Here is a 26,470-nt window from a genome sequence, read left to right on the forward strand (position 1 = left end):
GGGCCCATCAGTCGGTTAAGGGGTGCAGCACCTGAGGGTTACTGGGCGCCCTTGCCGAAGTAGTCTGCGCCGCCGGCGTACTCGGTGTGGCCGGACTCGACGTCGGCCGTTGCCATGCCGGCCACAACCTGGGCGAATTCCTCCACGGAGTACAGCTTCCCCGCTTCGGCGCGGCGCGCCTCAATGGCACCCGGCGTGGAGCGGTCCAGGAGCGTGGCGGTGACGGTGCCCTCGATCATGTCGCCGGAGACCACCACCAGGGAGATCCCCTTCTCCGCGAGGTTGGGGATCAGCTCGCGCAGGGCGTCCTCACCGGCGCGCTTGCTGCGGGCCACGGGCTCGTAGGCTTCCATGGTGGGAACGGTGTTGATGAAGTGGGCCTGGTGGCTGGTGACGAACACCACTCGGGAGCCTTCCTGCATCAGGGGCACTGCGGCATTGAGCATGTTGACCTGCGCGTCACGGTTGAGCTTGAGCGCGTAATCCTCCCCCATCCCCGTTTCCATGCCGCCGGAGGCATTCAGGACCAGGATGTCCAGGGACCCGAAATTCTCCATGGCTGCGCTGGCCAGCGCCTGCACGCCTTCCTGTGTGGTGAGGTCGGCGCCGATGGCTACCGCACGGCCGCCGTCAGCCTCGATTCCCTGCACCACTTTGTTGGCGCGGGGCGCCTTCTGGCGGTAATTCACGACGACGGCGGCGCCTTCCGAGGCGAGGATCTTGGCTACGTCGGCGCCGATGCCCCGCGATGATCCGGTGACGATGGCCGTCTTGTTGTCCAGCAGTCCCATACGAGCTTCCTTTGTTCGAAACATCCAAATCGTTGTGGCCTGCAGTCCATCATGCCAGCGGCTGTTCCCAATGCCTTTGTCCGACGTCGACAAATAAGGGCCACCGGGCTAGTGCACTGCGGGGCCGTGGGCAGGACCGGTCAGTGCCCCATGCCCAGGCCGCCGTCCACCGGGATGACAGCTCCGGAGATGTAGGCGGCTTCGTCGCTGGCGATCCAGCGGACCACATTGGCAACCTCGGAGGCTTCGGCGAAGCGGCCGGCGGGAATGCTGGCCAGGTAGTCCTTTTGGGTGGCTTCGGGGAGTTCGGCGGTCATGTCGGTGTTGATGAAGCCGGGGGCCACAACGTTGGCGGTGATTCCGCGTGAACCAAGTTCACGGGTGAGGGACCTGGCGACGCCCACCAGGCCGGCCTTGGACGCGGAGTAGTTGATCTGCCCGGGTGCGCCGTACAGGCCGGACACCGAGGAAATCAGGACCACGCGGCCTTTGCGGAGCCGGATCATTCCCTTGGACGCGCGCTTGATGACGCGGAACGCGCCGGTCAGGTTGGTGTCGATGACAGAGGTGAAGTCGTCCTCGCTCATGCGCAGCAGCAGGGTGTCCTTGGTGATGCCGGCGTTGGCCACCAGTACCTCCACCGGACCGTGCGCGGCTTCCACTTCCTTGAAGGCGGCGTCCACGGAGGCCTCATCCGTCACGTCGGCCTTGACGCCGAGGATTCCGTCCGGCAGCTGCGATTCGCTGCGGTACGTCACGGCCACTTTGTCGCCGTTGGCCAGGAATGCCTGTGCGATGGCCAGGCCGATACCGCGGTTTCCGCCGGTGATCAGGACGCTGCGGGCTGCGGAAACTGCTTCAGTCATAGAGGGGCTCCGGTTTTCTGCGGCATGCTGCGCCGCGGTTGCAGTGAGTGGTTTGGGCTGCCTCCGATCTTAGCGGCAGGCCCGGTACGGGTTTGGGCAGCACTGCCGATGGTGCGAGAATTGAGGGAAGCCTTTGGAGCGTGATTATCCACCGTGACCCTTGAAAACCATGCGGGACATTCCGCGCCCGAAGAACCGGGCCGGTTCTCCGGCGATGCCGAGGTACACAGCATTACCGAAGCTGCTGGAGCGCACTCGGAGGATATGCGCCAGCGGATGATTAAGTACGCCCTGGCGATGGGCATCCGCATGGTGTGCCTGGTCATGATTTTCGTGGTGGACGGCTGGTTCAAGATCATTGCGGTGGCCGGTGCGGTCTTCCTGCCCTGGGTGGCGGTGGTCATAGCCAACGGCAACGACAAAGCCGAAGGGCACAGTGACCTGCTGATCGATTCCGCGCCACTGGCCGAGCTCGAAAGCCCGGCTCCCCCGGCCGAGGATGAAGAAGCAGGAAATGCAGTGCTTCAGGGTGAACTGGTAACAGACGACGAGGAACAGGGACACGGAGAGGAGCGGCAGGGGCCATGAGCATTTTCGATTTCGCAGCAGGATCGGATCTGGCATCGGAGGCAGCGGCACTCTGCTCACGGAAGGCCTGCAGGTCCGAAGCGTCCTGGCAACTCCTCTGGAACAACCCCAAAATCCACGCTCCCGAGCGGCGGAAGACCTGGCTGGCCTGCGCCGAGCACCGGGAATGGCTTGAGGACTATCTGCAAACGCGGGGACTCTGGAAAGAAACGCTTCCCCTGCAGGCGGACGCCGGCCCACTGGAGCAGGACATCTGAATGTACCGTTTCCTCTTCTCCAGCAAGTGGCTGGGCTATCTCCTGCTGGCCGCCATCTTTGCCACGGCGTGCGTCTTCCTTGGCCGCTGGCAGATGGACCGCCGCGCCGAGACCTTGGCTGAAATCAACCGCGTGGTCAACAACTACTCGGCAACGCCCATCCCGTTCTCCCAAGCGAAGGACCAGTTCGCCCAGCTGGACCCGGCCAAGGAATGGACCCAGGTTGAGCTCAAGGGAACGTACGATGCTGCCGGCCAGCGGGTGGTGAGGAACCGGCCCCTCAACGGCCAACCCGGTTACGAGGTTGTTGTCCCGTTCCGGCTGGACAGCGGCGAAACCGTCGTGATCGACCGTGGCTGGCTGCCCATCGGAAACAAGAATCCCGGCAGTCCGGATTCGGTGCCGGCGCCCCCGGCCGGTGAGGTCACCGCCGTCGTGCGCTTGAAACATGGCGAGCCGGAACTGCAGCGCGGGGCACCCACGGGACAGTTGGCGTCCATCGACCTGCCCACCTATGCATCGCAGCTGGGCTACCCGCTGTTCACGGGGGCGTATGGCCAGCTGGCCTCGGAAACTCCTGCTGCGGCTGACATGCCGGTCGCGTTCCCCAAGCCGTCAACGGACGAAGGGACCCACCTGTCCTACTCCTTGCAGTGGTTCGCCTTCGGTGTGCTCATGTTCGTCGGCTTCGGTTATGCGGCGCGGCAGCAGGCGCGCAACGCCGCGATCGACGCCGAGGATGACGAGGAGGCGTTCGCTGACGGGGCCGTCCATTCCGCTGTCCCCGCCGCCCGCCGTCGGCCGGCACCGCCGCGAAAGCGAACCAAGGCGACGGCCGAGGAGGAGGAAGACGCCCTCCTGGACGCGCAGGGGTTCTAGGGCATGGAGTACGACGCCGGCCCGGTCGCCGGGCAGGCTAGGCCAGGGTGATCAGGTCCAGGTAGTCCTCGTTCCAGAGGTCTTCCACGCCGTCGGGGAGCATGACGACGCGTTCCGGGTTGAGGGCTTCGACCGCGCCTTCGTCGTGGCTGACCAGGACGACGGCGCCGGTGTAGTTGCGCAGCGCGCCCAGGATTTCGGCGCGGCTGGCCGGGTCCAGGTTGTTGGTGGGTTCGTCGAGGAGGAGGACGTTGGCGCTCGAGGCCACGATGGTGGCCAGGGCCAGGCGGGTCTTCTCGCCGCCGGAGAGTACGCCGGCGGGCTTGTCGACGTCGTCTCCGGAGAACAGGAACGAGCCCAGGATGCCGCGGACCTCCGCGTCCTTCATGTCCGGCGCGGAGGAGCGCATGTTCTCGAGCACGGTGCGGTCGTGGTCCAGGGTTTCGTGTTCCTGGGCGTAATATCCCACTTTGAGCCCGTGGCCGGGGATGACCTCGCCGGTGTCGGGGGCGTCCACGCCGGCGAGCATGCGCAGCAACGTGGTCTTGCCGGCGCCGTTGAGCCCCAAAATGACCACCTTGGATCCGCGGTCGATGGCCAGGTCCACATCGGTGAAGATTTCCAGTGAGCCGTACGACTTGCTGAGTCCGTCCGCGGTGAGCGGGGTCTTGCCGCAGGGCGACGGATCCGGGAACCGCAGGGCTGCCACGCGGTCCTGCTCGCGGACCGCTTCCAGGCCGCTGAGCAGCCGTTCGGCACGCTTGGCCATGTTTTGCGCGGCGACGGCCTTGGTGGCTTTGGCCCGCATCTTGTTGGCCTGGTCCATGAGGACCTGCGCCTTCTTTTCTGCGTTGGCCCGTTCACGCTTGCGGGCGCGCTCGTCCGTTTCGCGCTGCTGGAGGTAGCGCTTCCAGTCCATGTTGTAGAAGTCGATCTGGGCGCGGTTGGCGTCCAGCAGGAACACCTTGTTGACTGTGGCTTCGAGCAGGTCCGTATCGTGGCTGATGACGATCAGGCCGCCCTGGTGGTTCTTCAGGAAGTCACGGAGCCAGGCGATGGAGTCGGCATCGAGGTGGTTGGTGGGTTCGTCCAGGAGCATCGTCTCGGCGTCGGAGTACAGGATGCGGGCCAGCTCCACACGGCGCCGCTGTCCGCCGGAGAGCGTCTTCAGCGGTTGGTTCAGCAGGCGGTCCGGGAGGGCAAGGTTAGAACAGATCGACGCCGCTTCGGCCTCGGCCGCGTATCCGCCGGCGGCCAGGAATTCCGATTCCAGCCGGTCGTAGCGGTTCATGGCCTTCCGCTGGACATCGGCGTCCTCGCTGGCCATCTCATCGTGGGCCTTGCGGAGTTTGCCGACGACGATATCAAGACCGCGCGCGGAGAGGATCCGGTCCCGGGCCAGCTGTTCCATGTCCGGGGTGCGGGGGTCCTGGGGCAGGTAGCCGATTTCACCGCTCCGGGTGACTTTGCCGGCAGCCGGCAGCCCCTCCCCTGCAAGCACGCGTGTCAGCGTGGTCTTGCCGGCTCCGTTCCGGCCCACCAGGCCGATCTTGTCCCCTTTGTCGATGCGGAAGCTCACCTGATCCATGAGGAGCCGGGCGCCGGCACGCAGTTCAAGATCCTGGACAGTAATCACAGCAGGTAAGACCTTTCACAAACAGGGATAAGCCGCAGCCCGGAGCGTCTGTGGTTGGGCGGGGCGGTAAATGGCCGGAGAACGGCACAGTCCAGTCTACCGTCCAGCGGGCCGCCGCGATTTCAACGGGGCGGGACCGCGGCCACTGCCTGTTTAGGGTGCATTCCGTACTTCCGGCAGGACTTAGCCTTGGTGATTCTCCGGGAGCCGGCCGCCGGCCTCGCTTGCTTCGCTTCGTTCTTCGTGGCCGTCTTTGGACTTGCCGAACGGCAGCACCTTCATCACCGGGCCCACGACGGCCATGACGGCGAGGCCCCAGGCAAGTCCCAGCACGGCAGAGCAAAGGGTGTTGACGATCCAGGCCAGCAGGCCACCGACGGCGGGGACCGTTTCCACCGGGTGCTCAAGGGCGTGGACCAGATCGTAGGGGGCGTGCCATCCCAGATCGTGTGCACCCTGCAGCATGATGTGGCCGCCGACCCAGAGCATGGCGATTGTTCCGACGAGGGTGATCGCGGCGAGGACGGCCGGCATTCCCTTTACCAGCAGTTCACCGATGCGCTTGGAACGTGCCGAGTCCCTGGCCATCAGGTGCAGGCCGATATCGTCCATCTTGACGATGAGTGCCACTGCGCCGTACACCAGCACCGTAATGGCGAAGGCGACCAGGACCAGGATGAAGGCGCGGACCCAGATGGACTCGGTTGCTACCTCGTTCATCGAAATGACCATGATTTCGCAGGACAGGATGAAGTCGGTGGTGATGGCCCCCTTGACCACCTTCGCCTCGGCATCGTGGCCGCGTTCCACAGCCGGCGCTTCCTCCGCCTCGTGGTGGCCGCCGCGGAACTTGTGCCAGACCTTCTCTGCGCCTTCGTAGCAAAGGTAGGAGCCGCCGAGCATGAGGATGAACGGGATGATGCCGGGGACGAACGCGCTGACGAGCAGCAGGGCCGGGAGGATGATCAGGAGTTTGTTCCGGATGGAACCCCAGAAGATCCGCTTGATCATGGGCAGTTCCCGGGATGGGTCCGCGCCTGACACGTACTGCGGGGTAACGGCGGCATCGTCGATGACGACGCCCGCGGCCTTTGCCCCGGCCTTGGCGGCGCCGGCTGCGACGTCGTCCACCGAGGCGGCAGCTATGCGGGCCAGGGCTGCCACGTCATCCAGCAGGGCGACCAGGCCGCCGCTCACGGCCGGCCCCCGCACAGCATGTGATCGAGCCGTTGGGTATTCAGGGCAGGGTGCGTGATGGGCATGTTCGGAGTATATTGCAGCCCGCCCCCACGCTCAGCCCTTCTGCAGTTCCTCGGCGAACATCACAATGATCCCGCTGGGGCCACGGACGTAGGAGAGTTTGTAGACGTCACCGTAGGTGCCCACCCCGCGCAGGGGGTGGCAGCCGTGCCTGGCAGCAATCTTGAGGGCATCATCGATGTTGTCAACGGAGAACGCCACACGGTGCATGCCGATCTCGTTGGGCAAGGTGGGCTCAGTGGGGATCGCATCGGGGTGGATGTACTCGAAGAGTTCGAGGCGGCCGTTGCCGTCCGGCGTTTGGAGCAGGGCTATTTTTGCGTGGTTGCCGTCGAGGCCCACAGCGGTGTCGGCCCACTCTCCGCTGACGGTGTCCCGGCCCAGGACGGTGAGCCCGAGGTCGGTGAAGAAGGCGATCGTGGCTTCCAGGTCGCTGACTGCGATGCCAACGTTCTCCAGTTTGATGGGCATGGGCCCACGCTACCAAGTCGAGCGATGCGGGTGTACACGAATTGCCGGTCGGTTGACTGCTGACAGGTCTACACGTCTTTCCGCGGCGCTATTTGTCACTTCGGCGCCGGGGGTGTTGCTCGTTGCATGGCGCGGTAGACCGTTGAGCGAGCGATGCCGAACAGTTCGGCGATCTCAGAGGTGGTGTGCGCCCCACCCTGGTAGAGGCTAACGAGGTGCGCCTCTTGGGCTTTCGAAAGCTTTGGTTGTTTTCCTCGGAGCCGGCCCTTTGCTTTTGCCAATGCCATTCCTTCCCGCGTCCTGGCACGGATCAAGTCGGCTTCGAACTCGGCGACCATGCCCAGGACGTTGAAAAGCAGCTTCCCCACTGGATCGTGGGGGTCGTAGATACTGCCGCCAAGGTTGAGGGCGACCCCCTTACGGGTGAGCTCGTCCGCGATGTCTCTAGCGTCGGACAGTGACCGGGCGAGGCGATCAAGTTTGGTCACCACGAGGGTGTCGCCTTTGCGGCAGGCGGCCAAGGCTTTGCCAAGACCGGGCCGTTCACGCTTGGTTCCAGTGAATCCGTGGTCGACGTAAATGACTTCGGGATCAACGCCGGCGGCCGCGAGAGCGTTCAGCTGGGCAGTGAGGTCCTGGGTATTGGTGGAGACTCGGGCATAGCCGATAAGCATGGACCCGAGTGTAGCCCTTAAGGTCCCCTGACCGGGCATTTTTGCGGGCGGATCTTATGGGAACCTGGCTGTCATTTTCCGAAGTCGTCTGCACAAATGTCCAAAGTCGCCTGCACAGCCACTGCAGGGTCGCAAGGGGACCGGCTTACGGGCGCCAGAGATAGACACTTCTTGTCGCTATAGTTCGGCCCATGATCGTTTGGCTCAATGGCACCCACGGAGCAGGAAAGACAACGACCGCCGCACTCGTGCAGCAATTGCTGCCCGGGGCGCGCGTGCTCGACGCCGAGAAAGTTGGTGAGGTGCTCATGGACATCAAGCCAGGGCTTCCTGCGACGGACAACTTCCAGCATTGGGAGCCGTGGCGGCCGCTCGTTATCGAAACTGCCCGGCGCGTTCTCGAATACGCCGGGGGCACACTGGTGATGCCCATGACTGTCTTGGTCGAGAGTTATTGGAGGGAGATCAGCGATGGTCTCACTAGGTACGGCATACCGATCCGGCATTTCGTGCTCCATGCCGACCAGGAGACCCTCCGCCACCGAATACAGAACGACCGGATTCTGGGTCCCTCGACGTTCCGTTTCGCGTACTTGGAGCCTTACTTTGAGGCAGCCCAAAGCTGGCTGCACGACGAAGCCGAAGTCATCGACACCGCACACATCGCACCGGAACAAGCAGCTCGGCAGATCGCGGATTCGGTGCTTGGTTTCTGAATGCGCGGAACTTCCCACATTCTTGTGTCCGGTGAAGGATCGGTCGCTTGCGGGCTTAGCAGCTCGGTGGAAATAGAGTCATTGCATGGCGCCCCCACACCCTACCGATCGATTGCAGTTCCGTGAAATGACGGATGCGGACCTCGACAACATGACCGCCTTGCTCGGAGATCCCGAGGTGATGCGCTTCTACCCCGCACCCAAGTCGAGGGACGAAGCAGCAAGCTGGATTTACTGGAATTGTGAGAACTATGCGGAGCACGGGTACGGCCTATGGATTGTCGAAACGCACGAAGGAGAGTTCATAGGCGACTGCGGCCTGACCTGGCAGCAGGTGAACGGCGCACAGAAGCTTGAGGTCGGATACCGCGTGCGCTCAGACCTGCATGGCCAAGGGTATGCGACAGAAGCAGCCGCTGCTTGTCGCGACTACGCCCGAGAAGATCTCGCAGCCAAGGAACTGATAGCCATCATCCATCCGGATAACCGAGCTTCAGAGCGGGTGGCTGAGAAAATCGGAATGCACCGCATCGCTGATGACCTAGGCGGAAATGTCCCCGTCCGAGCAGTCTTAAGTATGCAGCTGTAGATACGTCCGAGGCCGCCCGCTGGAGGATCTCTCTGCGGGGCAGTCCGCTAGGCTCCGAGTTATGCCTTCCTCCTGGACCGTCCTGATTACTCTGCACGCAATCGCAGCCAGCTACTCTCTGATTTTCGGCGCCGTGAATCTGTTGCGCCGCACCAAAGGCGGCCGTGCTCATAGGATCGTGGGCCGAATCTGGGCTGTTTCTATGTATGTCGTGGTGCTGACCTCGTTCGGAATCAGAACTATCGACGGCGGGTTCAATTGGCTCCATGCGCTGTCAGTCCTGACGTTCTGCACACTGACGGCAGGACTATGGGCAATTTGGAGGAGAAACGTCAGAGCCCACCGCAGTTTTATGACCGGCAGCTACTTCGGCCTTATCGGGGCGTTTGTGGGCGTTTTGGCCGTGCCCTCGCGCCGCATTCCCCAGCTCGCCATCCATGAGCTCCCCCTTCTGGGGCTGCTAGTCCTGGTCCTGCTGGGCACATCCGCCCTCACAATCATCGGGATTGCTCAGCTCCGCAGAACACCAACGGCCCAAATCGCCCGTTAGCCGATCCTCAACCGGACGCCTGGTCGTGCGAAATCACACAATTTCCCGCCGGATCCACACTTGCTCATGATTCCCGTTTAGCAGGCGCTCAGCCCGGAGATGCGGAACTGGTTAGTGGTGCCGCTGCAACATTGATGGCCAGGCGATCAGGCCCTCGAGCGATCCAACCTTTGCTGAAATGCCGCGGCGAACGCCCGGAGGCGGTGTGCCGCTAGATCCTGTCGCTGCCCGAGCTCGTCTACGGACGCCGTTATGATCTGTTGAGCCTTCTCCAACTCATCGAGCAGGAGATAACCGACAGGCAGTCGGAACACGTTGTGCTCTTTGAAGCCAGCGCCCTCCGACATGGCCTGCACAATTGCAGCCAGCGAGTCGTGATGCTCAAAGTATGGAATGCCATATTCATTGACCGCCGCAACTAGGTCATCAGCCACTGATTCAACGGGCGTGTCTACGGTGAACACCCAAGCCTGGTAGCTTCGGGCAGGCATCACATACCCGAGGGAGACGCTGAGCGTCGGCGGAGCGTAGCCGTGCGGCTTTTCGCCCAGCAACTCGGCAACCATCGATTCGACTGCTACATGCCGGACACCTACGACGGGGTTCACCTCAACGAGAGGACTCTGGCGGCTCGCGGCCCTATTTAGGCCTAGCCATCCGAGGATGTCATCAGTGACCGGGCGGGTGAAAATGTCGCCTGATCTCTTGCGGAAACCTGCATCAAGGAGCCGGGCGCGCCAAGTTTGCGCGGCAGCATCGAGCACGGTGCCGCCGCGCACCCCCCGCCCCAACTCGGACGCAGGTGGTGAAATTTCCCAAGCCGCGTTATTCAAATCCATCATTGTGACCCTAGCTGACAACGACACTCGTGAAGGCCGCGTCGGGTCCCCGGAGCTTCATTCCGCGAGCTTAACCCTGAAGATCGGAGTCCAGACAGCCTCAATAGTCGCTCGCACGCTACCCCGTCTCGCATATTCTCCGCCGTGGCTCGTTGCGTTTCACTCGGCTCATACCAGCGCGGCGCACGTTGGGGGATCCTTTACCGGCACCTGTCGGTCGTGATTTCTAGACCCGTTGAAGATCGAAGCACAAAATTAGGGGATGTCAGCCGCAAGCCTCTACCCCGGCTGCCGTAGTCTGCTCACATGACCCCGGCAAAGCTCCGTGCTCTCGAAATCCTCGGAATTGGACTGATGATGCCCGCGGTCTATCTCACGGCAATCTTGGTCATCATGCTCATATCGATGGCACGAGGGAACACCGTGACTACCTTGGCGATAACAGCCATTGGAGCGGCAACAGCAGGAGCAGTGTCCCTGGGCCTTCGTCGATATACCAGAAGGTTGCGCAACACCACCTGACGGCGTGTCGAAAGTTCCGGCCCTCTTCGCCATCACCGGCTCCACAAGTGTCAGGCATTAGCCATCCGGCTCAATCCATCGGCTGGGATTTCAAGCGCCCGGAGAAGGATCCCGCTGTAGACCAAGTGGCAGGAACGCGGGAAGGCGAGGCAAGGCATTCAGAGGCTCTCCGGACTCGACGGCCCGGATAGAACGGTCGGGACGTATTCAAGCATCTGGATGCGTCCGTCGAAGGTGCGGCTGTTGATCATGTCGAGGGCCACGTCGGGGTAGCCCTCGTAGATCCGCTCCCGGCCGGTGCTCCCCGTAATGACTGGGAAGATGACTACCCGGAAGCGGTCCACGAGACCAGCCTTCAACAGCGCTCGACACAGGGTAAGGCTGCCGATGGTGCGCATCGACTTCGACCCGGTTGTCTTCATCGCCCGCACGGCCTCGGCGGCGTCCCGGGCGACGAGTTGAGCGTTTGGCCACGCGAGGGGTTCGCGCAATGTCTTCGAGAAGACGATTTTCGACATGCCGGCCAGGGGCTCCGTACCCGGTTCACCTGCAGCCGAGAATTCCGACATGACGCGGTAGGTCGTTGCCCCCATCAATACGGTGTAATCGGCTTCGGGAGCTTCTCCGAGCCATGCCAGGTATTCGGGCCCTTCAAGCCCCCACCAGCCCGGCCAACCCTCTGCCGCCGCGTAGCCGTCGAGCGAAGTGATGAAGTCGATGAGGAGTTCGGGCATCGTCGATTCCTTGTCCGCAAATATCGGGTCGAGCGTTCATCCTCTCTCCGATACGGCACCGCGGCAACCTGTGGTGGGTGCGAACCATTTCCGGGCCGAATTGCCGTAAGTGCTCGTTCGTGTCGTGCAAACACCCTGCTGCTCGCGCCTTCGACCATGTCACAGGGTAGGTTCGCTGGAGTTTGGGCCCTGCCGTCACCGGCCAACTGGGGGGAACAGCCGGTGACGGGGGCATTTCAATTTTACCGCGGCACGGTCTGTTTGCGTTGCGCCCAAGCGCATGATGGGAGTCCTCAGGCGCCGTGAGGACGCCAGGAAACCGCCGCCCTCCCAATGTCGTCAGAGAATAGTCCCCGGCTCGCATCTGGGCAGCACGGATATCGGTGTGCATATCCCAAGGCGACCGTTCCCGGCCGCGGTGCACTACGGCGATAAGGTTCGCGTTCTCGAGAATCCCCAGGTGCTGGGCGCAGCGACAAGTGGCGGTCTTTCGTGGCGCTAGATATCACCATGCAGCCCGTAAGCCGATCCCTCAAAGGGCTCCGCATGGAGGCAGCCCAGCTGCCTTTTATGGAACCTGCCAAGGAAACCGTTGAGCGGTGTGAAATGAAAGTGCTCGTGATGAGGCGTCGTCGCGCCGGTACACGAACGTGACTCACCCCCGCCTGAACTAGCAGAAGGACTCCTGCCTGGAGGCGGGACGGCAAGTAATGGTCCGTCAGTCGTGCGCCGGTGACCGATTCCCGCCCCCTGTGATCAGCCGGCAAGAACGACGACCTTTCCGGACACGTGGCCAACGCTGGCCTCGGCGTGGAGGGCAGGCAGTTCCGCGAGAGGGATGCGTCGGGTGACTTCGACGGTGAGTTTTCCGTTGTCGACGAGGGACACCAGTTCGGTGAGGCGTTCGCGGTTGGGGCGGACGTAGACGGTGACAGCACGCACACCACGCTTCTCGTCGCCCGGCGTCGGCATGAATGCCGTGGTGCTGACCACCGCGCCGCCATCGCGCACGAGAGCAACCAGCGCGGCAAATTGCCCCGGCTCGATCGGAGCGAGGTTGAGCAGCACGTCGACCTGCCCGTCAACGGCGCTCAGCAGGTCGGCGCCGGTATGGTCGATGATCTCGTCCGCACCTGCAGCCCGGACGGCGTCGATACTGCGCGGGCTCGCGGTCGCCACCACCTCCACCCCGGCGCGCTTCGCGAGCTGGATGGCGTATTTGCCCACCACACCGCCGGCCCCGACAATGAGCAGCCGCTGCCCCGCTTCGAGCCGCCCTTCGTCAACAAGCGCCTGCCAGGCGGTCAACGCTACCGATGGCAGTGCTGCGGCATCAGCCAGCGGAATGCTGGTCGGGGCGGCAACAACGGCATCCGCAGGGGCGATCACGTACTCCGCCGCGCCGCCATCCTGCTCCATGGGCAGGAACCCGATAACCCGATCCCCGACCGCAACCCCCTCGACTCCCCCGCCCACAGCATCGATGATCCCGGAGACGTCGTAACCGGGCACATGCGGCAGCACCACCGGGATCGGCAAGAACCCTGCCCGCATTCCATTGTCAGCCGCATTGAACGCGGACGCCGCCACACGCAGCCGAACCTGCCCTGCCGCCGGCACCGGCTGCTCGACCTCCCCGAACTGAAGTACTTCGGGGCCGCCTACTTCGTGAAAGTGCACTGCCTTCATGATCTTCTCCTCCAATCGATGCTTCGAATTCGAAGCAATAGGTCGAACATAGCATTGCTTCGAACTTGAATCAACCCCTTAGGATGGCACCATGACCGAAACACCCCCGGACCTGACCCCCACACAGCTCGGTGCGTACTTCGCTTTCACCGAGGTGAGCAGCCTGCTGCGCCACGCAGTGGAGAAACAGCTCCGCGATGCCGGTGACCTCAGCTACGTCCAGTTCCAGCTCCTGGCCCGCCTCGGAGACGCCCCGAACGGGCAGCGGCGCATGACCGATCTCGCCGACGGCGTGGTCTACAGCCGCAGCGGACTGACCTACCAGGCGCATTCACTGGAGCAGCGCGGGCTCGTCGCCCGCTCCCCCTCACCCGATGACGAACGCAGCACCGTGCTGACACTCACCGACGCCGGCCGCGCCGTTCTCGCGGCAGTGTTCCCCGGCCATATCAACGCCGTACACAGCCTGCTGTTCGCGTCCCTTTCCGACAATGATGTGGACGATCTCGCGCGCATCCTGGGCCAGGCCGCCGCCCATCTCCGTGCGGCCCCGCCGCGTTCAGCTGCACCCCGCCGTCGGAAAGCTTCATAAACAGGACCCATTGTGCCCAGCCCAACGCAGCCGGGACCCGGCTTAGTGGATCCCCTACAAAATGGGCTCCGTTCCACCCCGGTAACGTCGGCGGTACATTAGATTCCGCTTGTACAACCCCGACAGGACCGCCATGAGCAACACCGAGACCACCGCAACGAAGAGCCAACGGACAGAGCGCCGCCGCTGGAATGGCACCGACCTTGGCCTGATCGCCGTCTTCGCCGCCCTCGTAGCCGGCGCAGCACTCGTGCCGGGGCTGGCCCTGAACGGCTTCGGCGTCCCCATCACCTTCCAGACCCTGGCTGTGATGCTCACCGGCCTGGTGCTGGGACCCGCCCGTGGACTCGCCGCCGTCGGGCTCTACACACTCCTGGGGCTCGCCGGCCTGCCCATCTTCAGCCAGGGCCGCAGCGGCCTGGGCATCCTTGCCGGCCCCTCAGCCGGTTACATCATCGCCTTCCCCATCGCCGCGGGCGTCGTGGGATGGCTGGCAGTAATCGTCATCAAACGCACCACCAAAGCCCGCGCCCTCTGGTTCTTCCTTGCCGCCACAGCCACCAGCGTTGTGGTGGTGCACACCCTGGGCATCCTGGGCATTGCCCTGAACTCCAAGGCAACCCTGGAGCAGGCCTTCCTGAGCGACCTTGTCTTCTACCCCGGAGACATCATCAAGAACGTCCTTGCGGCGGCCATCGCCGTCGCGCTGCACCGTGCCTTCCCCGACGTCCTGGTGCGCCGCGTGCGACGCCAGGCCGCCACGACCGGGAAGGCCTAGGACCCCACGCCATGCCTGCCGTGACTTTTGACCAGGTGACCGTTGGGGTCGAACAGGAGGATTCCCCGGACCCCAAAATCCTCCTTGATGCGGTCAGCCTCCGGCTGGATGAAGCCCGGGTGGGCGTCATTGGTGCCAACGGCTCCGGCAAGTCCACCCTGTTGCGCCTGATCAACGGGCTCGTCCAGCCCACCTCGGGCACAGTAGAGGTCGACGGCGACGACACAGTACGTGCCGTCCGGAAAGTCAGGCGGAACGTGGGCTTCGTCTTCACCGACCCGCTTTCCCAGCTGGTCATGCCCACCGGCAGGGAGGACGTGGAACTGTCGCTGCGCCGTTCAGTGAAAAACGGCACGGAGCGGCGAGTCCGGGCCGAGGCCGCCCTGGAGCGGCTGGGGCTCCTGAAGCTGGCCGACCAAAGCATCTACGAACTCTCCGGCGGGGAACGTCAGCTGATGGCCCTGGCCGCCGTCCTGGCCGTCGACCCCCACGTCCTGGTCCTGGACGAGCCATCAACCCTGCTGGACCTGCGCAACCGCGAACTGCTCCGAAGAACCCTCGCGGGCCTGGACCAGCAGATCATCATGTCCACCCACGACCTTGACCTCGCCCTGGAAATGGACCGGGTCCTGGTCATCGAACAGGGCCGCGTCGCCTTCGACGGCGCCCCGGCGGACGCCGTCGCGGCCTATCGTTCATGGTGCCTGGACGGGCTTATTCCCGCCTCGCGGGACACCCCGTGAGGGGCCACGGCTTCCTCCTGGCCAACTATGTGCCGGGCACCTCGCTCCTCCACCGGTCACCTCTCGCCTTAAAGTTCCTGCTGGTGCTTGCCTGCGGCCTGGCATCCTTCATCATCGTGGACTGGCGGCTCTCCGCTGCCGTCCTGGCAGTACTTTGCGGACTCTTCCTGCTGACGGGAGCGGGAGTGAAAAGGCTCTGGGGCGCTGTCCGGCCCCTTGTCCCGGTGCTCCTGGTGGTCGGACTCTTCCAAGGATGGCAGCTGGGTGCCCCCACCGGCGCCCGGATCGTCCTGAACATCCTGGTCTGCATCGTTGCCGCATCCCTGCTCACCGCCACGACTCCCGTCCAACAGCTGCTCGACGGCGTCGTCCAGCTGGCGCGTCCCTTCGAGAGGTTCGGCGCCGACCCTGAGCGTTTCGCCCTCACCATCGGCATCATGCTCCGCAGCATTCCGTACATCGCGGGAACGTTCGCGGACGTACGCGATTCCGCGCGGGCCAGGGGCCTGGATCGCAATCCCCGGGCCCTTGTCCTGCCGGTCTTCATCACCTCGGTGGCGTACGCTCGGCAAACGGGCGAAGCGCTGGCTGCCCGCGGCCTGGGCGAAGCCGAGGACTGACGCAGCCCCCGATAACGAGCGTCAGCGAACCAGGCGCTGGTACTCCAGGAGCGCGGCGGTTCCCATCCCGCCCGCCATGCTGATCATCGCCATCGCCAGGGTGCCGGGCACGGACGACCGTCGCGCCTGGGCCAGCAACCGCGTTACCAGGACGGCCCCGGACGCGCCGTAGGCATGCCCCAGGGCCAGCGCCCCGCCGTCCAGGTTCGAGCGCGCCGGATCGATCCCCAGCTCGTCAAGGCATGCGAGTGTCTGCGAGGCGAACGCCTCGTTGAATTCCACGAGGTCCAGCTCCCCGGCGGTAACACCTGCACCGGCCAGTACGTGGCGTGCCGCGCTCGCGGCACCGATCCCGAGTACCCCCGGAGCAACCCCGGAGATGTGGGTACCGCGGACCAGCAACGCGTCCCGGGCGCCGAGTTCGCGCGCCCGGTGCAGCGAAGTCATGACGACGGCGGCTGCGGCGTCCGCGTCGAAGCACGAGTTTCCGGCGGTGACGGTTCCCCCTGGGACGAAGGCGGCAGGGAACCGTGCCATGACCGCCGGGGTGAGGGCGGCCCGCGGTCCGTCATCAGTTGCGACGGCGCCCGCGGGGGTGGGCAGCGTGACGATTTCGCCGTCGAAAAGCCCGTTCCGCATGGCTGCGAGGGCTTTCCGGTGGCTGGCCAGCGCGAAGGCATCCTGGCGGTCCCGGCCCACGCCGTATTCCTGCGCCACCGTTTCGGCGGCCACGCCCATGTCCGGATCGCCAAAGCTGTCCGGCACAAACTGGGCGCGGCGGTAGAACTCCGGGACGCCGTCGTCGGTCCGGTGCGCGCGCAACGGCGCCGTACTGGTGCTCTCCACTCCCCCGGCCAGGTACACCTGGTTGCCGCCGCCGGCCACCAGCCGGGCGGCGAGCACGATGGCGTCCAGCCCGGAACCGCACTGCCGGTCCACGGTGAGCCCGGGAACGGTGACCGGGAGTCCTGCCTCCAGCAGGGCCAGGCGGGCCACATTTCCGCCGCCGCCCACGGCGTTGCCGATGATCACGTCGTCAACAGAGGACGGATCCAGGGCGGCGCCGGTGACCAGTTCCCGCAGGACCGGCGCCAGGAGTTCATGGGAGCGCAAGGTCCGCAAAGGGCCGTTGATGCGGCAGACCGGTGTCCGGAGCGCTGCGATGATGACTGGCTGCCGTTCCGCGGGAAGGTGTTCAGCCACCAAGGGTGCGCACCCTCGGGTCCCTGGCGTTGATCCACTCCAGCAGCAGGCTGCGGCTGACCTTGCCACGGTCGGTGGTGGGGAGTTCGGGCAGGAGGTAGTACTGCAGCGGCCGCTTGTCCCTGGACAGGATGTCCTCCAGCCCGGTCCGCAGCTGGGTGGCGGTGATCCCGCCATGGGACGGGACTACACCGGCCACTACGCGCTGGCCGCGCAAGTCGTCCGGCATGCCGGCAGCCACCGCGGCCGCCACCCCGGGGACGGCGGCCAACGCCAGTTCAACTTCGTGCGGGTAGACGTTCCGCCCGGCGGTGAGGATCATGTCCGCACGCCGGCCCAGGATGTGCAGCTCCCCGTCCGCCAGATAGCCTTGGTCCCCCACCGTGTGCCAGCTTCCGAACGAGCGCAGGGCCTCGCCGTCGTCTCCCCACAGGTACCCGTTGCTGACCATGCCGCTGCGAACACAGATGTTGCCGTAGCCGCCGTCCGGCACATGGGCACCGGAGTCATCCAGGATCGTGACCTCGACGCCGGGAAAGGGCCGGCCAATTCCGGTTCCACCCGGTGTAGCGGCCTGCCCGGCTGCCAGTCCGAGCCCGGAGACGAAGCTCAGCTCGGAGGCGCCGTAGTACTCGTAGATTGTCGCGTTGGGCGCCCAGCGCCGGGCAGCTTCGAGGGTCCTGGCATCGAGTTTGGAGCCGGCGCAGATGATGGTACGGATTCCGGAGGCGTCAACGCACCCGGTCATGCCGCGTTCACTGAGCATCCGCAGCATGGTGGGCACCAGCACCAGGCGGGTAACCCGGTCGTGGGTGATGGCTGCGTGGACGTCGCCGACGTCGAACGACTCCACCGTTTGGAACTCGGAACCGGCGTAAAGGCATTCGGCCAGGGCGTACAGGTTCAGGCTCGCGGCCAGCGGGCCTGGGGCGAGCGTGACGTCATCCTGGCGGAGGCCGAAGAACTCGATGGAGGCGTCAAAGGACTGCTGCCAGGACTGCCGTGAACGGGTGAAGGCCTTGGGCACCGATGTGGTTCCCGACGTGAGTCCAATCAGGAATTCGGTGTCCGGCGGCCCGTCGATCAGGCTGTCGTCCGGGGAAACCTGAGCCGGAACAGCGCGCGCCTCAACCCGCCTGACAATGTCCTCCTGCAGGGCGGCAGGCCAGGAAGGATCGAGGACTGCGCACTGCCGGCTGCCGGCAACCGCGGCCGCAAACTGCACCGCGAAATGAACGGAGTTGGCCTCGCAGAGGGTGGTCACCGACTTTGTGTCCGCCACCAGTGCCTCTGCAGCATCCCGCAGCTCCGCCCAGTCCAGCCGGCGCCCGGCAATCACGACGGCGGTGTGGTGCGGCCGTTGCTCCGCCCAGCGCTGGATCTTGTTCAGGAATGGCACGGACCAACTCTACCGGCCTGCACGGATTGAGCTCCCGGGCCGCGGGTAATGTGACGTTATGAGTTTCAACGACAACGCGCAGCTGGATCCGTCCCAGGTCCAGGACCGGCGGGGCATGGGCACGGGCGTAAAGGTTGGGGGCGGGATTGGCGGCGGCCTGGTGCTGCTCATCGCGCTCCTGCTGGGCGTCAACCCGAACCTCCTGGGCGGATTGACCGACGGCGGTTCCGCCGGGCAATCCCAGGGCACCGCACCCGCCTGCACCACCGGAGCGGACGCGGACGCCCGGCTGGACTGCCGGATCACCGGCACGGTCAACAGCCTCAACGCCTTCTGGCCCGGCTATCTCAAGAAGTACAACGTGCAGTACCCCCGGCCGGAAGCGGTGATCTTCAGCGGCGGAACCAATACCGCATGCGGCGCCGCCACCTCGGAGGTGGGTCCCTTCTACTGCCCCACTGACACCACCGCGTATTTCGACCCCGGGTTCTTCCAGGAACTCGTGGACCGGTTTGGTTCTTCAGGCGGCCCCCTGGCGCAGGAATACGTGGTGGCACACGAGTTTGGCCACCACGTCCAGAACCTGCTCGGCGACCTGGGGCGGGCCCAGCAGGATCCCCAAGGACCCGAGTCCGGCTCCGTCCGGACGGAGCTGCAGGCTGACTGCTACGCAGGGTTGTGGGCCAAGTACGCGTCCAGCACTCCTGACCCGGCCACCGGTCAGCCGTACCTGGAACCGCTCACCCAGCAGGATGTCAACGATGCGCTCTCGGCTGCTGCGTCCGTGGGTGACGACCGGATCCAGAAGGCCGCCACGGGACGGGTTTCCCCCGAAGGCTGGACGCACGGTTCCAGCGAGGAGCGCCAGCGTTGGTTCTCGCGGGGCTACCAGTCCGGCGACATCAAACAGTGCGACACGTTCAGCGCCGCCACCCTCTAACCGCATCCATTGCTCCGTATTTGTCGTTTTGGAGCTTCAAAACGACAAATACGGAGCAATCGATGGGTGGGGACGACGACGGCGGGCCACCTTCCTTGGGAAGGTGACCCGCCGTCGTCCCTTAACAGGGGCCTCCGCCGCCGAGGGTTCCCTGACCGAGCGAAGCGAGGTTAGGGCGGCGGTAGGGATCAGATGTTGAAGCCGAGGGCCCGCATCTGGTCCTTGCCGTCATCGGTGATCCGCTCGGGACCCCATGGCGGCATCCATACCCAGTTCAGGCGCCAGTCGTCCACAACGCCGTCCAGGGCCTGTCCCACCTGCTCCTCGAGCACGTCGGTGAGCGGGCAGGCGGCGGTGGTCAGCGTCATGTCGATCAGCAGCGCACCGTCGTCGTCGGAGTACTTGAGGCCGTACAGCAGGCCCAGGTCCACCACGTTGACGCCAAGCTCAGGGTCGATGACGTCCTTGAGCGCCTCTTCGACGTCCTCCAGGGCCGTACGGCCCGGCTTGATTTCGGTCATGACAAGTCCTTACTAGGCCTGTGCTGCGGCGGCAGCCGCGATGGTGGCTGCACCGGCGCCCGTGGCGTAACGGTCGTAGCCCTCTTCCTCGAGGCGGTCCGCAAGCTCGGGGCCGCCTTCCTCGACGACCTGGCCGTCCACGAACACGTGCACGAAGTCAGGCTTGATGTAGCGCAGGATGCGCGTGTAGTGGGTGATGAGCAGCGTGCCCATGTTGCCTTCGGCGTGGGCGCGGTTGACGCCCTCCGAGACGATCTTCAGCGCATCAACGTCCAGGCCCGAGTCGGTCTCGTCCAGGACGGCGAACTTCGGCTTGAAGAGTTCCAGCTGCAGGATCTCCACGCGCTTCTTCTCGCCGCCGGAGAAACCTTCGTTGACGTTCCGCTGGGCGAAGTCAGCGTCGATGCGCAGCTTCTCCATGGCCGACTTGACGTCCTTGGTCCAGGTGCGCAGGGCCGGCGCCTGGCCGTCAATGGCGGTCTTGGCGGTCCGCAGGAAGTTGGTCATGGTGACACCGGGAACCTCCACCGGGTACTGCATGGCCAGGAAGACGCCGGCGCGGGCGCGCTCGTCAACACTCATGGCCAGGACGTCTTCGCCATCCATGGTGATGGTGCCGCTGGTGACGGTGTAGCGGGGGTGGCCGGCGATGGTGGACGCCAGGGTGGACTTGCCGGAGCCGTTGGGCCCCATGATGGCGTGCGTTTCGCCGGTCCGGATGGTCAGGCTGACGCCCTTCAGGATCTCCTTGGTGCCCTGCTCCGTCTCAATGCTGACGTGCAGGTCCTTGATCTCAAGAGTTGACATGCTCTTCTTTCTTTTCGTTCGTAAGTCTGGTGCTGCGGGCGCTCAGTAGTTGTTTACTGCCGCGCCGTTCAAAACGTTGGTGACGTCCACGTAGACGTCGTCGCCGTCGAGTTCAATGGCGAAGACCGGCACGGGGTCGTAGGCAGGGAGCTGGAGCGGCTGGCCACTGCGCAGGTCGAACTGGGAGCCGTGCCCCCAGCACTCGATGGCGCAGCCTTCCACGTCGCCTTCGGACAGGGAAATGTCCGCGTGCGAGCATGTGTCGCCGATGGCGTGGATGTCGCCCATCGAGTCCCGGACCACGGCCACTGGATAGCCGTCCACCAGGACGCGCAGCGCCTGCTTGACCTGGATGTCGCCGGCGCTGCACACCAGCTCGCCCTTGGGAGTCCCGTTCATGCGTTCGTGCCTGTCCGTCCTAGTAGTCGATTGCGGTGAGTTCGCGTTCCACGGCCTCGGTCAGGCGCTCTTCGAGGGCCGGAACCTTGATCTGCTGGATGATCTCGTTCAGGAAGCCGCGCACCACCAGGCGGCGGGCAACGTCCTCGGGGATGCCGCGTGCCATCAGGTAGAACAGGTGCTCATCGTCGAAGCGGCCGGTGGCACTTGCGTGCCCGGCGCCTTCGATCAGGCCGGTTTCGATCTCGAGGTTCGGAACGGAATCCGCGCGGCAGCCCTCGGTCAGGACCAGGTTCTGGTTCTTCTCGTAGGAGTCGGTGCCTTCGGCCTGCTTCTGGATCAGGACGTCGCCAACCCAGACCGTGTGCGCACCCTTGCCCTGCAGCGCGCCCTTATACAGGACGTTGGACTTGCAGTTGGGCACGTTGTGGTCCACGAACGAGCGGTGCTCAAGGTGCTGGCCTGCGTCGGCAAAGTAGAGACCCAGGAGTTCGGCCTCGGCACCTTCACCGGCGAAGCGGACGTTGGAGTTCATCCGCACGATCTTGCCGCCGAGGGAGACGGCAATGTGCTTGTAGACGGCGTCCTTGGCAACCTCGGCGTCATGCTGGGCCAGGTGCTTGGCGTCGTCACCCCACAGCTGCAGCGATACGACGGTGAGGTGGGCGCCTTCGCGGACCAGGATCTCCACGTTGCCGTTGTGGTCGGCGGAGCCGTCGTGTTCGATGATCACGACGGCGCGGCTGTTCACCCCGGCCTCGATCACGTGGTGGGAGTTGGTGCGCCGTCCCGCCCCGTTGCCGGTAAGGACCAGCCGGACGGGGGCGTCCAGCTCGGCGTTGGCCGGGATCGAGATGAGCTGGGCTTCCGCTGAGTTGGCGGAGGCGACGACGGCGGCCCGGTCGGCAGGCACCAGCGTGGCGCCGCGGGGAGCCTCACCGGCGCGCAAGGTTCCCTGGCGGACGCCCTCGGGCGCCTCCAAGGAAACGCCCAGGGCGCCGGCTTCAGCCGCCGTGTCGGAGAGCAGGTTGGCCAGTTCGCGTACCGGGGTGAAGCGCCATTCCTCTTCGCGGCCGTTCGGCAACGCGAAATCGGCCACGTTGTGGCTGGTGAGGCGTTCCGCGCGGGAGGCCATGACCTGTACGCCGTGGCTGTGGTGGCGGTCCACCTTGGAGGCAACGAGATGTTCGCCCTCCTCGGTGAAACCGGCGATCGACGGTGCGCCGATGCGCGCCTTTTCAGTAGTAGCTTCGGCAGTCATTAACCGACGGATCCTTCCATCTGGAGTTCGATGAGGCGGTTCAGCTCAAGGGCATATTCCATGGGCAGCTCGCGGGCGATCGGCTCAATGAAGCCGCGCACGATCATGGCCATGGCCTCGTCCTCGCGCATGCCGCGGGACATGAGGTAGAACAGCTGCTCCTCGCTGACGCGGGAGACAGTGGCCTCGTGTCCCAGCTGGACATCGTCCTCGCGGATGTCGATGTACGGGTAGGTGTCAGAACGGGAGATGGTGTCCACCAGGAGGGCGTCGCAGCGCACGGTGTTGGCCGAGTGCTTTGCGCCTTCCCGGATCTGGACCAGGCCGCGGTAGGCGGCGCGGCCGCCACCGCGGGCAACTGACTTGGAGATGATGGAGCTCTTGGTGTTCGGCGCGATGTGCACCATCTTCGAACCGGTGTCCTGGTGCTGGCCTTCGCCTGCGAACGCAATGGACAGGGTCTCGCCCTTGGCGTGCTCGCCCACCAGGTAAACGGCCGGGTACTTCATGGTGACCTTGGAGCCGATGTTGCCATCGATCCATTCCATGGTGGCGCCCGCTTCGCAGATGGCGCGCTTGGTCACCAGGTTGTAGACGTTGTTGGACCAGTTCTGGATGGTGGTGTAGCGGACGCGGGCGCCCTTCTTGACGATGATCTCCACGACGGCGGAGTGCAGCGAGTCCGAGGTGTAGATCGGCGCGGTGCAGCCTTCGATGTAGTGGACGTAGGAGTCCTCGTCGGCGATGATCAGCGTGCGCTCGAACTGGCCCATGTTTTCCGTGTTGATGCGGAAGTATGCCTGCAGCGGGATTTCCACGTGGACGCCCTTGGGCACGTACACGAAGGAGCCGCCGGACCACACTGAGGTGTTCAGCGAAGCGAACTTGTTGTCGCCCACCGGGATGACGGTACCGAAGTACTCCTTGAAGATCTCCGGGTGTTCCTTCAATGCGGTGTCGGTGTCCAGGAAGATGACACCCTGCCGCTCAAGATCCTCGCGGAGCTGGTGGTAGACCACCTCGGACTCGTACTGGGCGGCGACACCGGAAACAAGGCGCTGCTTTTCGGCCTCGGGAATGCCCAGCTTGTCGTACGTGTTCTTGATGTCCTCGGGCAGGTCATCCCAGGTGGCAGCCTGCTTCTCGGTGGAGCGCACGAAGTACTTGATGTTGTCGAAGTCGATGCCCGACAGGTCCGCGCCCCAAGTGGGCATCGGCTTGCGGTCGAAGTACTTCAGGCCCTTGAGGCGCAGGTCAAGCATCCATTCCGGCTCACTCTTCTTCGCCGAAATGTCCCGGACTACCTCTTCGCTGAGCCCACGGCGCGCATTGGCGCCGACATCGTTCTTGTCAGCCCAGCCATACTCGTAGTTGCCGATGCCGTGGAGCTCGGGATTCTTTTCCAGAATCTCCGAGATCACAGTGTTTTCGGCTACTGCTTTCTCTGATAGTTGGTCCGTCATCACGGCCTTTCTTGCTGATGGTTGATTACTTCGTCCAGGCTGGCGGGGGCTGCGTCCGGCACGGTGGCCGGTTTGGCAGGCAGCCTGCCTGTAGGAATGTGGGTGGTGCAGACGTGGCCGCCGCGGGCCAAGGTGGAGAGGCGGCGTACGTCCACTCCCACCAGTCGTGAGAAAACTTCGGTTTCGACGTCGCAGAAGACGGGGAAGCGGGCGGCGAGCTGCTGGATGGGGCAATGGCCTTGGCAGAGCTGGACGCTGGAGAGAGCCGCGGGCAGCGGCGCTTTTGCTTCGATGGCGGCGGCGGAGGCCACAAAGTTGTCGCGGCTCAGGGCGACCGAAAGAGCAGTTGCCCTGTCCCGGATGTCCGGGCCGGCCTGCTCGATTTCGGGCGCGTAGCGCCGTTCCATATCCGCGAAGCGCTCCTCCGCGAAGGCCCGGACCGCGTCCGGACCGGCAACCTTCTGCAACTGCTGGAGGGCAAGGGCAGCAATGTCCAGGTAGTCGTTGCCCAGGCTCGACTGACCCTGTGAGCTCAGGACGTAGCGGCGGGCGGGACGGCCCGCACCCGCGCCGGGCTTGGCAACCCGCTTGACCTCGATGACGCCTGCACGCGACAGGTGGTCCAGATGGCGGCGGACAGCTGCCGGGGTGAAGCCCAGGATGTCTCCGAGCTCGGCCGCACTGACAGGTCCGTGTTCCAGGACGGCAGCGAGGACCCGGTCCCGGGTCCGCTCGTCGGCATCAGCCACAGGACCCGGCCCGGCCACGGGCGCGGCAGCAGCGTTGGTCATGGAATACACAACACAATCATGTCGTAATTTAGTCCATGACTCCAGTAAGGGCAGGCTGACCTTGGGTCCACGCCGAATATGACCGCAGCCACCACAGTCCGGCGGCGCCGCCGGCCGGGACTGCACTGAATACTACATCCCGTAGAATACTGTGGTGCGATCCCCCAACTCCCCTGTCCTGTCCATTCATGGGCTCATCAAGGACGTCGGCCCCCTGTCCAGCCTGGACGGAAAGATGCTCCGGGTTGTGAGCGGCGTTTCACTCATTGCCGAGCGGGGAGAAGTGACCGCGTTGCTGGGCGCCAACGGTGCCGGCAAGACAACCACGCTCGAATGCGCCCAGGGCCTGCAAAAACGCAGCGGCGGCAGTATCTCGCTGCTGGACCAGGATCCGGCGACGGCCGGCGCCGGCCTGCGCGCCCGCGTTGGTGTCATGCTCCAGGACGGCGGCCTCCCGCCGTCGGCAAGGCCCCTGCCGCTGCTGCGCCATATCGCCGGCCTCTATGCCAACCCCTGGCCGCTTGAGGACCTGGTGGGCCGGCTGGGCATCGATACCTTCAGCCGGACCAGCGTCCGCAGGCTGTCCGGTGGCCAGAAACAGCGGCTGGCCCTTGCCGCCGCCCTGATCGGCCGGCCCGAAGTACTGTTCCTTGACGAGCCCAGCGCCGGCCTGGACCCCCAGTCCCGGCAGCTGGTGTTTGACCTGATTGCCGAACTCCGCGACGGCGAAATGGGCATCATCCTGACAACGCACCTGATGGACGACGCCCAGCGGCTTGCCGACTACGTCTACATCATCGACGGCGGCCGCAACGTGGCCGAGGGTACGGTCCAGGAACTGCTGCAGCGCAGCCCGGTGGCGGACCAGGGCGCCGAGCACATCCGGACGCTGGTGTTCGAGGCCCCCGCCGGCCTGGACGTGGCCGCCGTCCTGCCGGCCGGCGTCGACGTCTCCGAAGCCCGCGCCGGCAGTTACACCGTAACCGGAGCCCTGACGCCGCGCCATCTTGCCGCCTTGGCGCAGTGGTGGGAAGCCAAGGGCATCATGCCGGCATCGATGAGCCTTCAGGCGCGTAGCCTTGAAGACGTCTTTTTGGACATTTCGGGAAAGGACATCCGATGAGCGCCGCGGCATTGCAGGACCAGCAGCAGCCCGCTCCCCTGCTGCGCCGCGTCCTGCTGCAGGGCAAGTACGAGGCACTGACGATGCTCCGGAACGGCGAGCAGTTGATCCTGGCCGTGGTGCTTCCGCTGCTGGCCCTGGTCGGCCTGACAGTGACCCCTTTTCTTGACGGGATGGGCTCCAGCCGCGTCAACGTCGCGGTTCCCGGCATCCTTGCCCTCTGTGCCATGTCCACCGCATTCACCGGCCAGGGCATCGCCACCGGGTTCGACCGCCGGTACGGGGTGCTGCGGTTCCTGTCCACCACGCCGCTGGGCCGCGGCGGCCTGATCGCCGGGAAGGTCCTCTCGGTCCTCGTGGTCCTGTGCCTGCAGGTGGTTGTGGTGGGCCTGGTGGCGCTGGCCCTGGGCTGGCAGCCGACGGCGGCGGGCTGGCTTCCCGGCCTGGGGCTGCTCGCTCTCGGCGCGGCGGCCTTCACGTCGCTGGGGCTGCTGGTGGCCGGAACGGTGCGGCCGGAAGCGACCCTGGCCATCACCAACCTGTTGTGGATCCTCCTGGGGGCCATGGGCGGCATTGTCATCCCGGCCGAACGGCTGCCTGCCGCGGCGCAGGCCGTCATTCACTTCCTGCCATCCGGCGCACTCGGCGAGTCCATGCGCGCCGCATTCCTGGGCGGAGCCGTCAATGGCGGCGCCGCCCTCATCCTGCTGCTCTGGACGGTCATCGCCGGTGCCGCAGCCATCCGTTGGTTCAAGTGGAATTGAGATAA

30 protein-coding genes are annotated in these 26,470 nt (G+C 64.9%); 13 read left to right on the forward strand and 17 right to left on the reverse strand.

All coding sequences use genetic code 11. The features are described 5' to 3' along the window. Positions 1 to 38: 38 nt before the first annotated feature. A complete protein-coding gene (locus tag QF050_RS14190) occupies positions 39 to 791 on the reverse strand; it encodes an SDR family oxidoreductase (protein ID WP_308930986.1) in 753 nt (250 codons plus the stop codon). Positions 792 to 931: 140 nt separating this feature from the next. Then, complete coding sequence (locus QF050_RS14195) at positions 932 to 1,657, reverse strand: beta-ketoacyl-ACP reductase (protein ID WP_308930987.1); 726 nt, start codon at positions 1,655 to 1,657, stop codon at positions 932 to 934. A 153-nt stretch (positions 1,658 to 1,810) separates the two neighbouring features. On the opposite strand from QF050_RS14195, the gene QF050_RS14200 reads away from it, so the two are divergent. From QF050_RS14200 to QF050_RS14210, 3 genes are read left to right on the forward strand one after another with little or no spacing between them, the layout of a single operon-like run. Further along, positions 1,811 to 2,245: a DUF3099 domain-containing protein gene (locus QF050_RS14200; RefSeq protein WP_308930988.1), complete on the forward strand. Its 435-nt coding sequence runs from the start codon at positions 1,811 to 1,813 to the stop codon at positions 2,243 to 2,245. Continuing rightward, positions 2,242 to 2,502 carry a hypothetical protein gene (locus QF050_RS14205; RefSeq protein WP_308930989.1) on the forward strand — a complete coding sequence of 87 codons (261 nt, stop codon included), beginning with the start codon at positions 2,242 to 2,244 and terminating at the stop codon, positions 2,500 to 2,502. Before QF050_RS14200 ends, QF050_RS14205 begins: the two co-directional genes overlap by 4 nt. After that, positions 2,503 to 3,381: an SURF1 family protein gene (locus QF050_RS14210; protein WP_308930990.1), complete on the forward strand. Its 879-nt coding sequence runs from the start codon at positions 2,503 to 2,505 to the stop codon at positions 3,379 to 3,381. Positions 3,382 to 3,418: 37 nt separating this feature from the next. On the opposite strand, the gene QF050_RS14215 is transcribed toward QF050_RS14210, so the two are convergent. The 4 genes from QF050_RS14215 to QF050_RS14230 all read right to left on the reverse strand — a co-directional run bounded on the left by QF050_RS14215 (position 3,419) and on the right by QF050_RS14230 (position 7,422). Continuing rightward, positions 3,419 to 5,017, reverse strand: a complete 1,599-nt coding sequence (locus tag QF050_RS14215) for an ABC-F family ATP-binding cassette domain-containing protein (RefSeq protein WP_308930991.1) — start codon at positions 5,015 to 5,017, stop codon at positions 3,419 to 3,421. Positions 5,018 to 5,200: 183 nt separating this feature from the next. Beyond that, positions 5,201 to 6,214 carry a DUF808 domain-containing protein gene (locus tag QF050_RS14220; protein WP_308930992.1) on the reverse strand — a complete coding sequence of 338 codons (1,014 nt, stop codon included), beginning with the start codon at positions 6,212 to 6,214 and terminating at the stop codon, positions 5,201 to 5,203. Positions 6,215 to 6,310: 96 nt separating this feature from the next. After that, entirely contained in the window at positions 6,311 to 6,748 is a 438-nt protein-coding gene (locus QF050_RS14225) for a VOC family protein (protein ID WP_308930993.1), read from the reverse strand. Positions 6,749 to 6,843: 95 nt separating this feature from the next. Further along, on the reverse strand, positions 6,844 to 7,422 hold the full coding sequence (locus tag QF050_RS14230; protein WP_308930994.1) for a recombinase family protein: 579 nt from the start codon (positions 7,420 to 7,422) through the stop codon (positions 6,844 to 6,846). Positions 7,423 to 7,613: 191 nt separating this feature from the next. Here QF050_RS14230 and QF050_RS14235 point away from each other — a divergent pair, with 191 nt between their 5' ends. The 3 genes from QF050_RS14235 to QF050_RS14245 all read left to right on the forward strand — a co-directional run bounded on the left by QF050_RS14235 (position 7,614) and on the right by QF050_RS14245 (position 9,277). Continuing rightward, positions 7,614 to 8,138 carry an AAA family ATPase gene (locus QF050_RS14235; RefSeq protein WP_308930995.1) on the forward strand — a complete coding sequence of 175 codons (525 nt, stop codon included), beginning with the start codon at positions 7,614 to 7,616 and terminating at the stop codon, positions 8,136 to 8,138. Between the two features lie 85 nt (positions 8,139 to 8,223). Next, positions 8,224 to 8,727 carry a GNAT family N-acetyltransferase gene (locus tag QF050_RS14240; protein ID WP_308930996.1) on the forward strand — a complete coding sequence of 168 codons (504 nt, stop codon included), beginning with the start codon at positions 8,224 to 8,226 and terminating at the stop codon, positions 8,725 to 8,727. A 61-nt stretch (positions 8,728 to 8,788) separates the two neighbouring features. After that, positions 8,789 to 9,277 carry a DUF2306 domain-containing protein gene (locus QF050_RS14245; protein WP_308930997.1) on the forward strand — a complete coding sequence of 163 codons (489 nt, stop codon included), beginning with the start codon at positions 8,789 to 8,791 and terminating at the stop codon, positions 9,275 to 9,277. A 146-nt stretch (positions 9,278 to 9,423) separates the two neighbouring features. On the opposite strand, the gene QF050_RS14250 is transcribed toward QF050_RS14245, so the two are convergent. From QF050_RS14250 to QF050_RS14260, 3 genes are all read right to left on the reverse strand, one after another. Further along, positions 9,424 to 10,116 carry a hypothetical protein gene (locus QF050_RS14250; RefSeq protein WP_308930998.1) on the reverse strand — a complete coding sequence of 231 codons (693 nt, stop codon included), beginning with the start codon at positions 10,114 to 10,116 and terminating at the stop codon, positions 9,424 to 9,426. Positions 10,117 to 10,796: 680 nt separating this feature from the next. After that, positions 10,797 to 11,372 (reverse strand): dihydrofolate reductase family protein, encoded by a 576-nt coding sequence (locus tag QF050_RS14255; RefSeq protein ID WP_308930999.1) that lies wholly within the window; start codon positions 11,370 to 11,372, stop codon positions 10,797 to 10,799. Between the two features lie 756 nt (positions 11,373 to 12,128). After that, on the reverse strand, positions 12,129 to 13,061 hold the full coding sequence (locus QF050_RS14260) for an NADP-dependent oxidoreductase (RefSeq protein WP_308932177.1): 933 nt from the start codon (positions 13,059 to 13,061) through the stop codon (positions 12,129 to 12,131). A gap of 91 nt (positions 13,062 to 13,152) precedes the next feature. On the opposite strand from QF050_RS14260, the gene QF050_RS14265 reads away from it, so the two are divergent. From QF050_RS14265 to QF050_RS14280, 4 genes are all read left to right on the forward strand, one after another. After that, complete coding sequence (locus QF050_RS14265; protein WP_308931000.1) at positions 13,153 to 13,653, forward strand: MarR family transcriptional regulator; 501 nt, start codon at positions 13,153 to 13,155, stop codon at positions 13,651 to 13,653. A gap of 133 nt (positions 13,654 to 13,786) precedes the next feature. Further along, positions 13,787 to 14,431 (forward strand): biotin transporter BioY, encoded by a 645-nt coding sequence (locus QF050_RS14270; RefSeq protein ID WP_308931001.1) that lies wholly within the window; start codon positions 13,787 to 13,789, stop codon positions 14,429 to 14,431. 11 nt (positions 14,432 to 14,442) lie between these two features. Continuing rightward, complete coding sequence (locus QF050_RS14275) at positions 14,443 to 15,174, forward strand: ABC transporter ATP-binding protein (protein ID WP_308931002.1); 732 nt, start codon at positions 14,443 to 14,445, stop codon at positions 15,172 to 15,174. Then, positions 15,171 to 15,794: an energy-coupling factor transporter transmembrane protein EcfT gene (locus tag QF050_RS14280; RefSeq protein WP_308931003.1), complete on the forward strand. Its 624-nt coding sequence runs from the start codon at positions 15,171 to 15,173 to the stop codon at positions 15,792 to 15,794. Before QF050_RS14275 ends, QF050_RS14280 begins: the two co-directional genes overlap by 4 nt. Positions 15,795 to 15,815: 21 nt before the next feature. Here QF050_RS14280 and QF050_RS14285 read toward each other — a convergent pair whose 3' ends face one another. Both QF050_RS14285 and QF050_RS14290 read right to left on the reverse strand, forming a co-directional pair. Next, positions 15,816 to 17,000 carry a thiolase family protein gene (locus QF050_RS14285; RefSeq protein WP_308931004.1) on the reverse strand — a complete coding sequence of 395 codons (1,185 nt, stop codon included), beginning with the start codon at positions 16,998 to 17,000 and terminating at the stop codon, positions 15,816 to 15,818. After that, on the reverse strand, positions 16,990 to 18,396 hold the full coding sequence (locus tag QF050_RS14290; RefSeq protein ID WP_308931005.1) for an AMP-binding protein: 1,407 nt from the start codon (positions 18,394 to 18,396) through the stop codon (positions 16,990 to 16,992). Before QF050_RS14290 ends, QF050_RS14285 begins: the two co-directional genes overlap by 11 nt. A 58-nt stretch (positions 18,397 to 18,454) precedes the next feature. Here QF050_RS14290 and QF050_RS14295 point away from each other — a divergent pair, with 58 nt between their 5' ends. Next, complete coding sequence (locus QF050_RS14295) at positions 18,455 to 19,336, forward strand: neutral zinc metallopeptidase (RefSeq protein WP_308931006.1); 882 nt, start codon at positions 18,455 to 18,457, stop codon at positions 19,334 to 19,336. Between the two features lie 188 nt (positions 19,337 to 19,524). On the opposite strand, the gene QF050_RS14300 is transcribed toward QF050_RS14295, so the two are convergent. The 6 genes from QF050_RS14300 to QF050_RS14325 are packed head-to-tail and all read right to left on the reverse strand — an operon-like array spanning position 19,525 to position 24,578. Further along, on the reverse strand, positions 19,525 to 19,857 hold the full coding sequence (locus tag QF050_RS14300) for a metal-sulfur cluster assembly factor (RefSeq protein ID WP_018761278.1): 333 nt from the start codon (positions 19,855 to 19,857) through the stop codon (positions 19,525 to 19,527). A gap of 12 nt (positions 19,858 to 19,869) precedes the next feature. Continuing rightward, a complete protein-coding gene (gene sufC / locus QF050_RS14305) occupies positions 19,870 to 20,664 on the reverse strand; it encodes a Fe-S cluster assembly ATPase SufC (RefSeq protein WP_308931007.1) in 795 nt (264 codons plus the stop codon). 42 nt (positions 20,665 to 20,706) lie between these two features. Beyond that, positions 20,707 to 21,063, reverse strand: coding sequence for a non-heme iron oxygenase ferredoxin subunit (locus QF050_RS14310; protein WP_308931008.1), 357 nt, complete (start codon positions 21,061 to 21,063; stop codon positions 20,707 to 20,709). Between the two features lie 19 nt (positions 21,064 to 21,082). Beyond that, on the reverse strand, positions 21,083 to 22,324 hold the full coding sequence (gene sufD, locus QF050_RS14315; protein ID WP_308931009.1) for a Fe-S cluster assembly protein SufD: 1,242 nt from the start codon (positions 22,322 to 22,324) through the stop codon (positions 21,083 to 21,085). Further along, positions 22,324 to 23,787 (reverse strand): Fe-S cluster assembly protein SufB, encoded by a 1,464-nt coding sequence (gene sufB, locus QF050_RS14320; protein WP_308931010.1) that lies wholly within the window; start codon positions 23,785 to 23,787, stop codon positions 22,324 to 22,326. The genes sufD and sufB overlap by 1 nt, the downstream gene beginning before the upstream one ends. Next, positions 23,787 to 24,578, reverse strand: a complete 792-nt coding sequence (locus tag QF050_RS14325; protein WP_308932178.1) for a helix-turn-helix domain-containing protein — start codon at positions 24,576 to 24,578, stop codon at positions 23,787 to 23,789. Before QF050_RS14325 ends, sufB begins: the two co-directional genes overlap by 1 nt. 154 nt (positions 24,579 to 24,732) lie before the next feature. Here QF050_RS14325 and QF050_RS14330 point away from each other — a divergent pair, with 154 nt between their 5' ends. After that, positions 24,733 to 25,701 carry an ABC transporter ATP-binding protein gene (locus QF050_RS14330; RefSeq protein ID WP_308931011.1) on the forward strand — a complete coding sequence of 323 codons (969 nt, stop codon included), beginning with the start codon at positions 24,733 to 24,735 and terminating at the stop codon, positions 25,699 to 25,701. Beyond that, positions 25,698 to 26,465, forward strand: coding sequence for an ABC transporter permease (locus tag QF050_RS14335; protein WP_308931012.1), 768 nt, complete (start codon positions 25,698 to 25,700; stop codon positions 26,463 to 26,465). Before QF050_RS14330 ends, QF050_RS14335 begins: the two co-directional genes overlap by 4 nt. Positions 26,466 to 26,470 lie beyond the last annotated feature (5 nt).

Source organism: Arthrobacter sp. SLBN-112, from assembly GCF_030944625.1.
Lineage (GTDB): Bacteria > Actinomycetota > Actinomycetes > Actinomycetales > Micrococcaceae > Arthrobacter.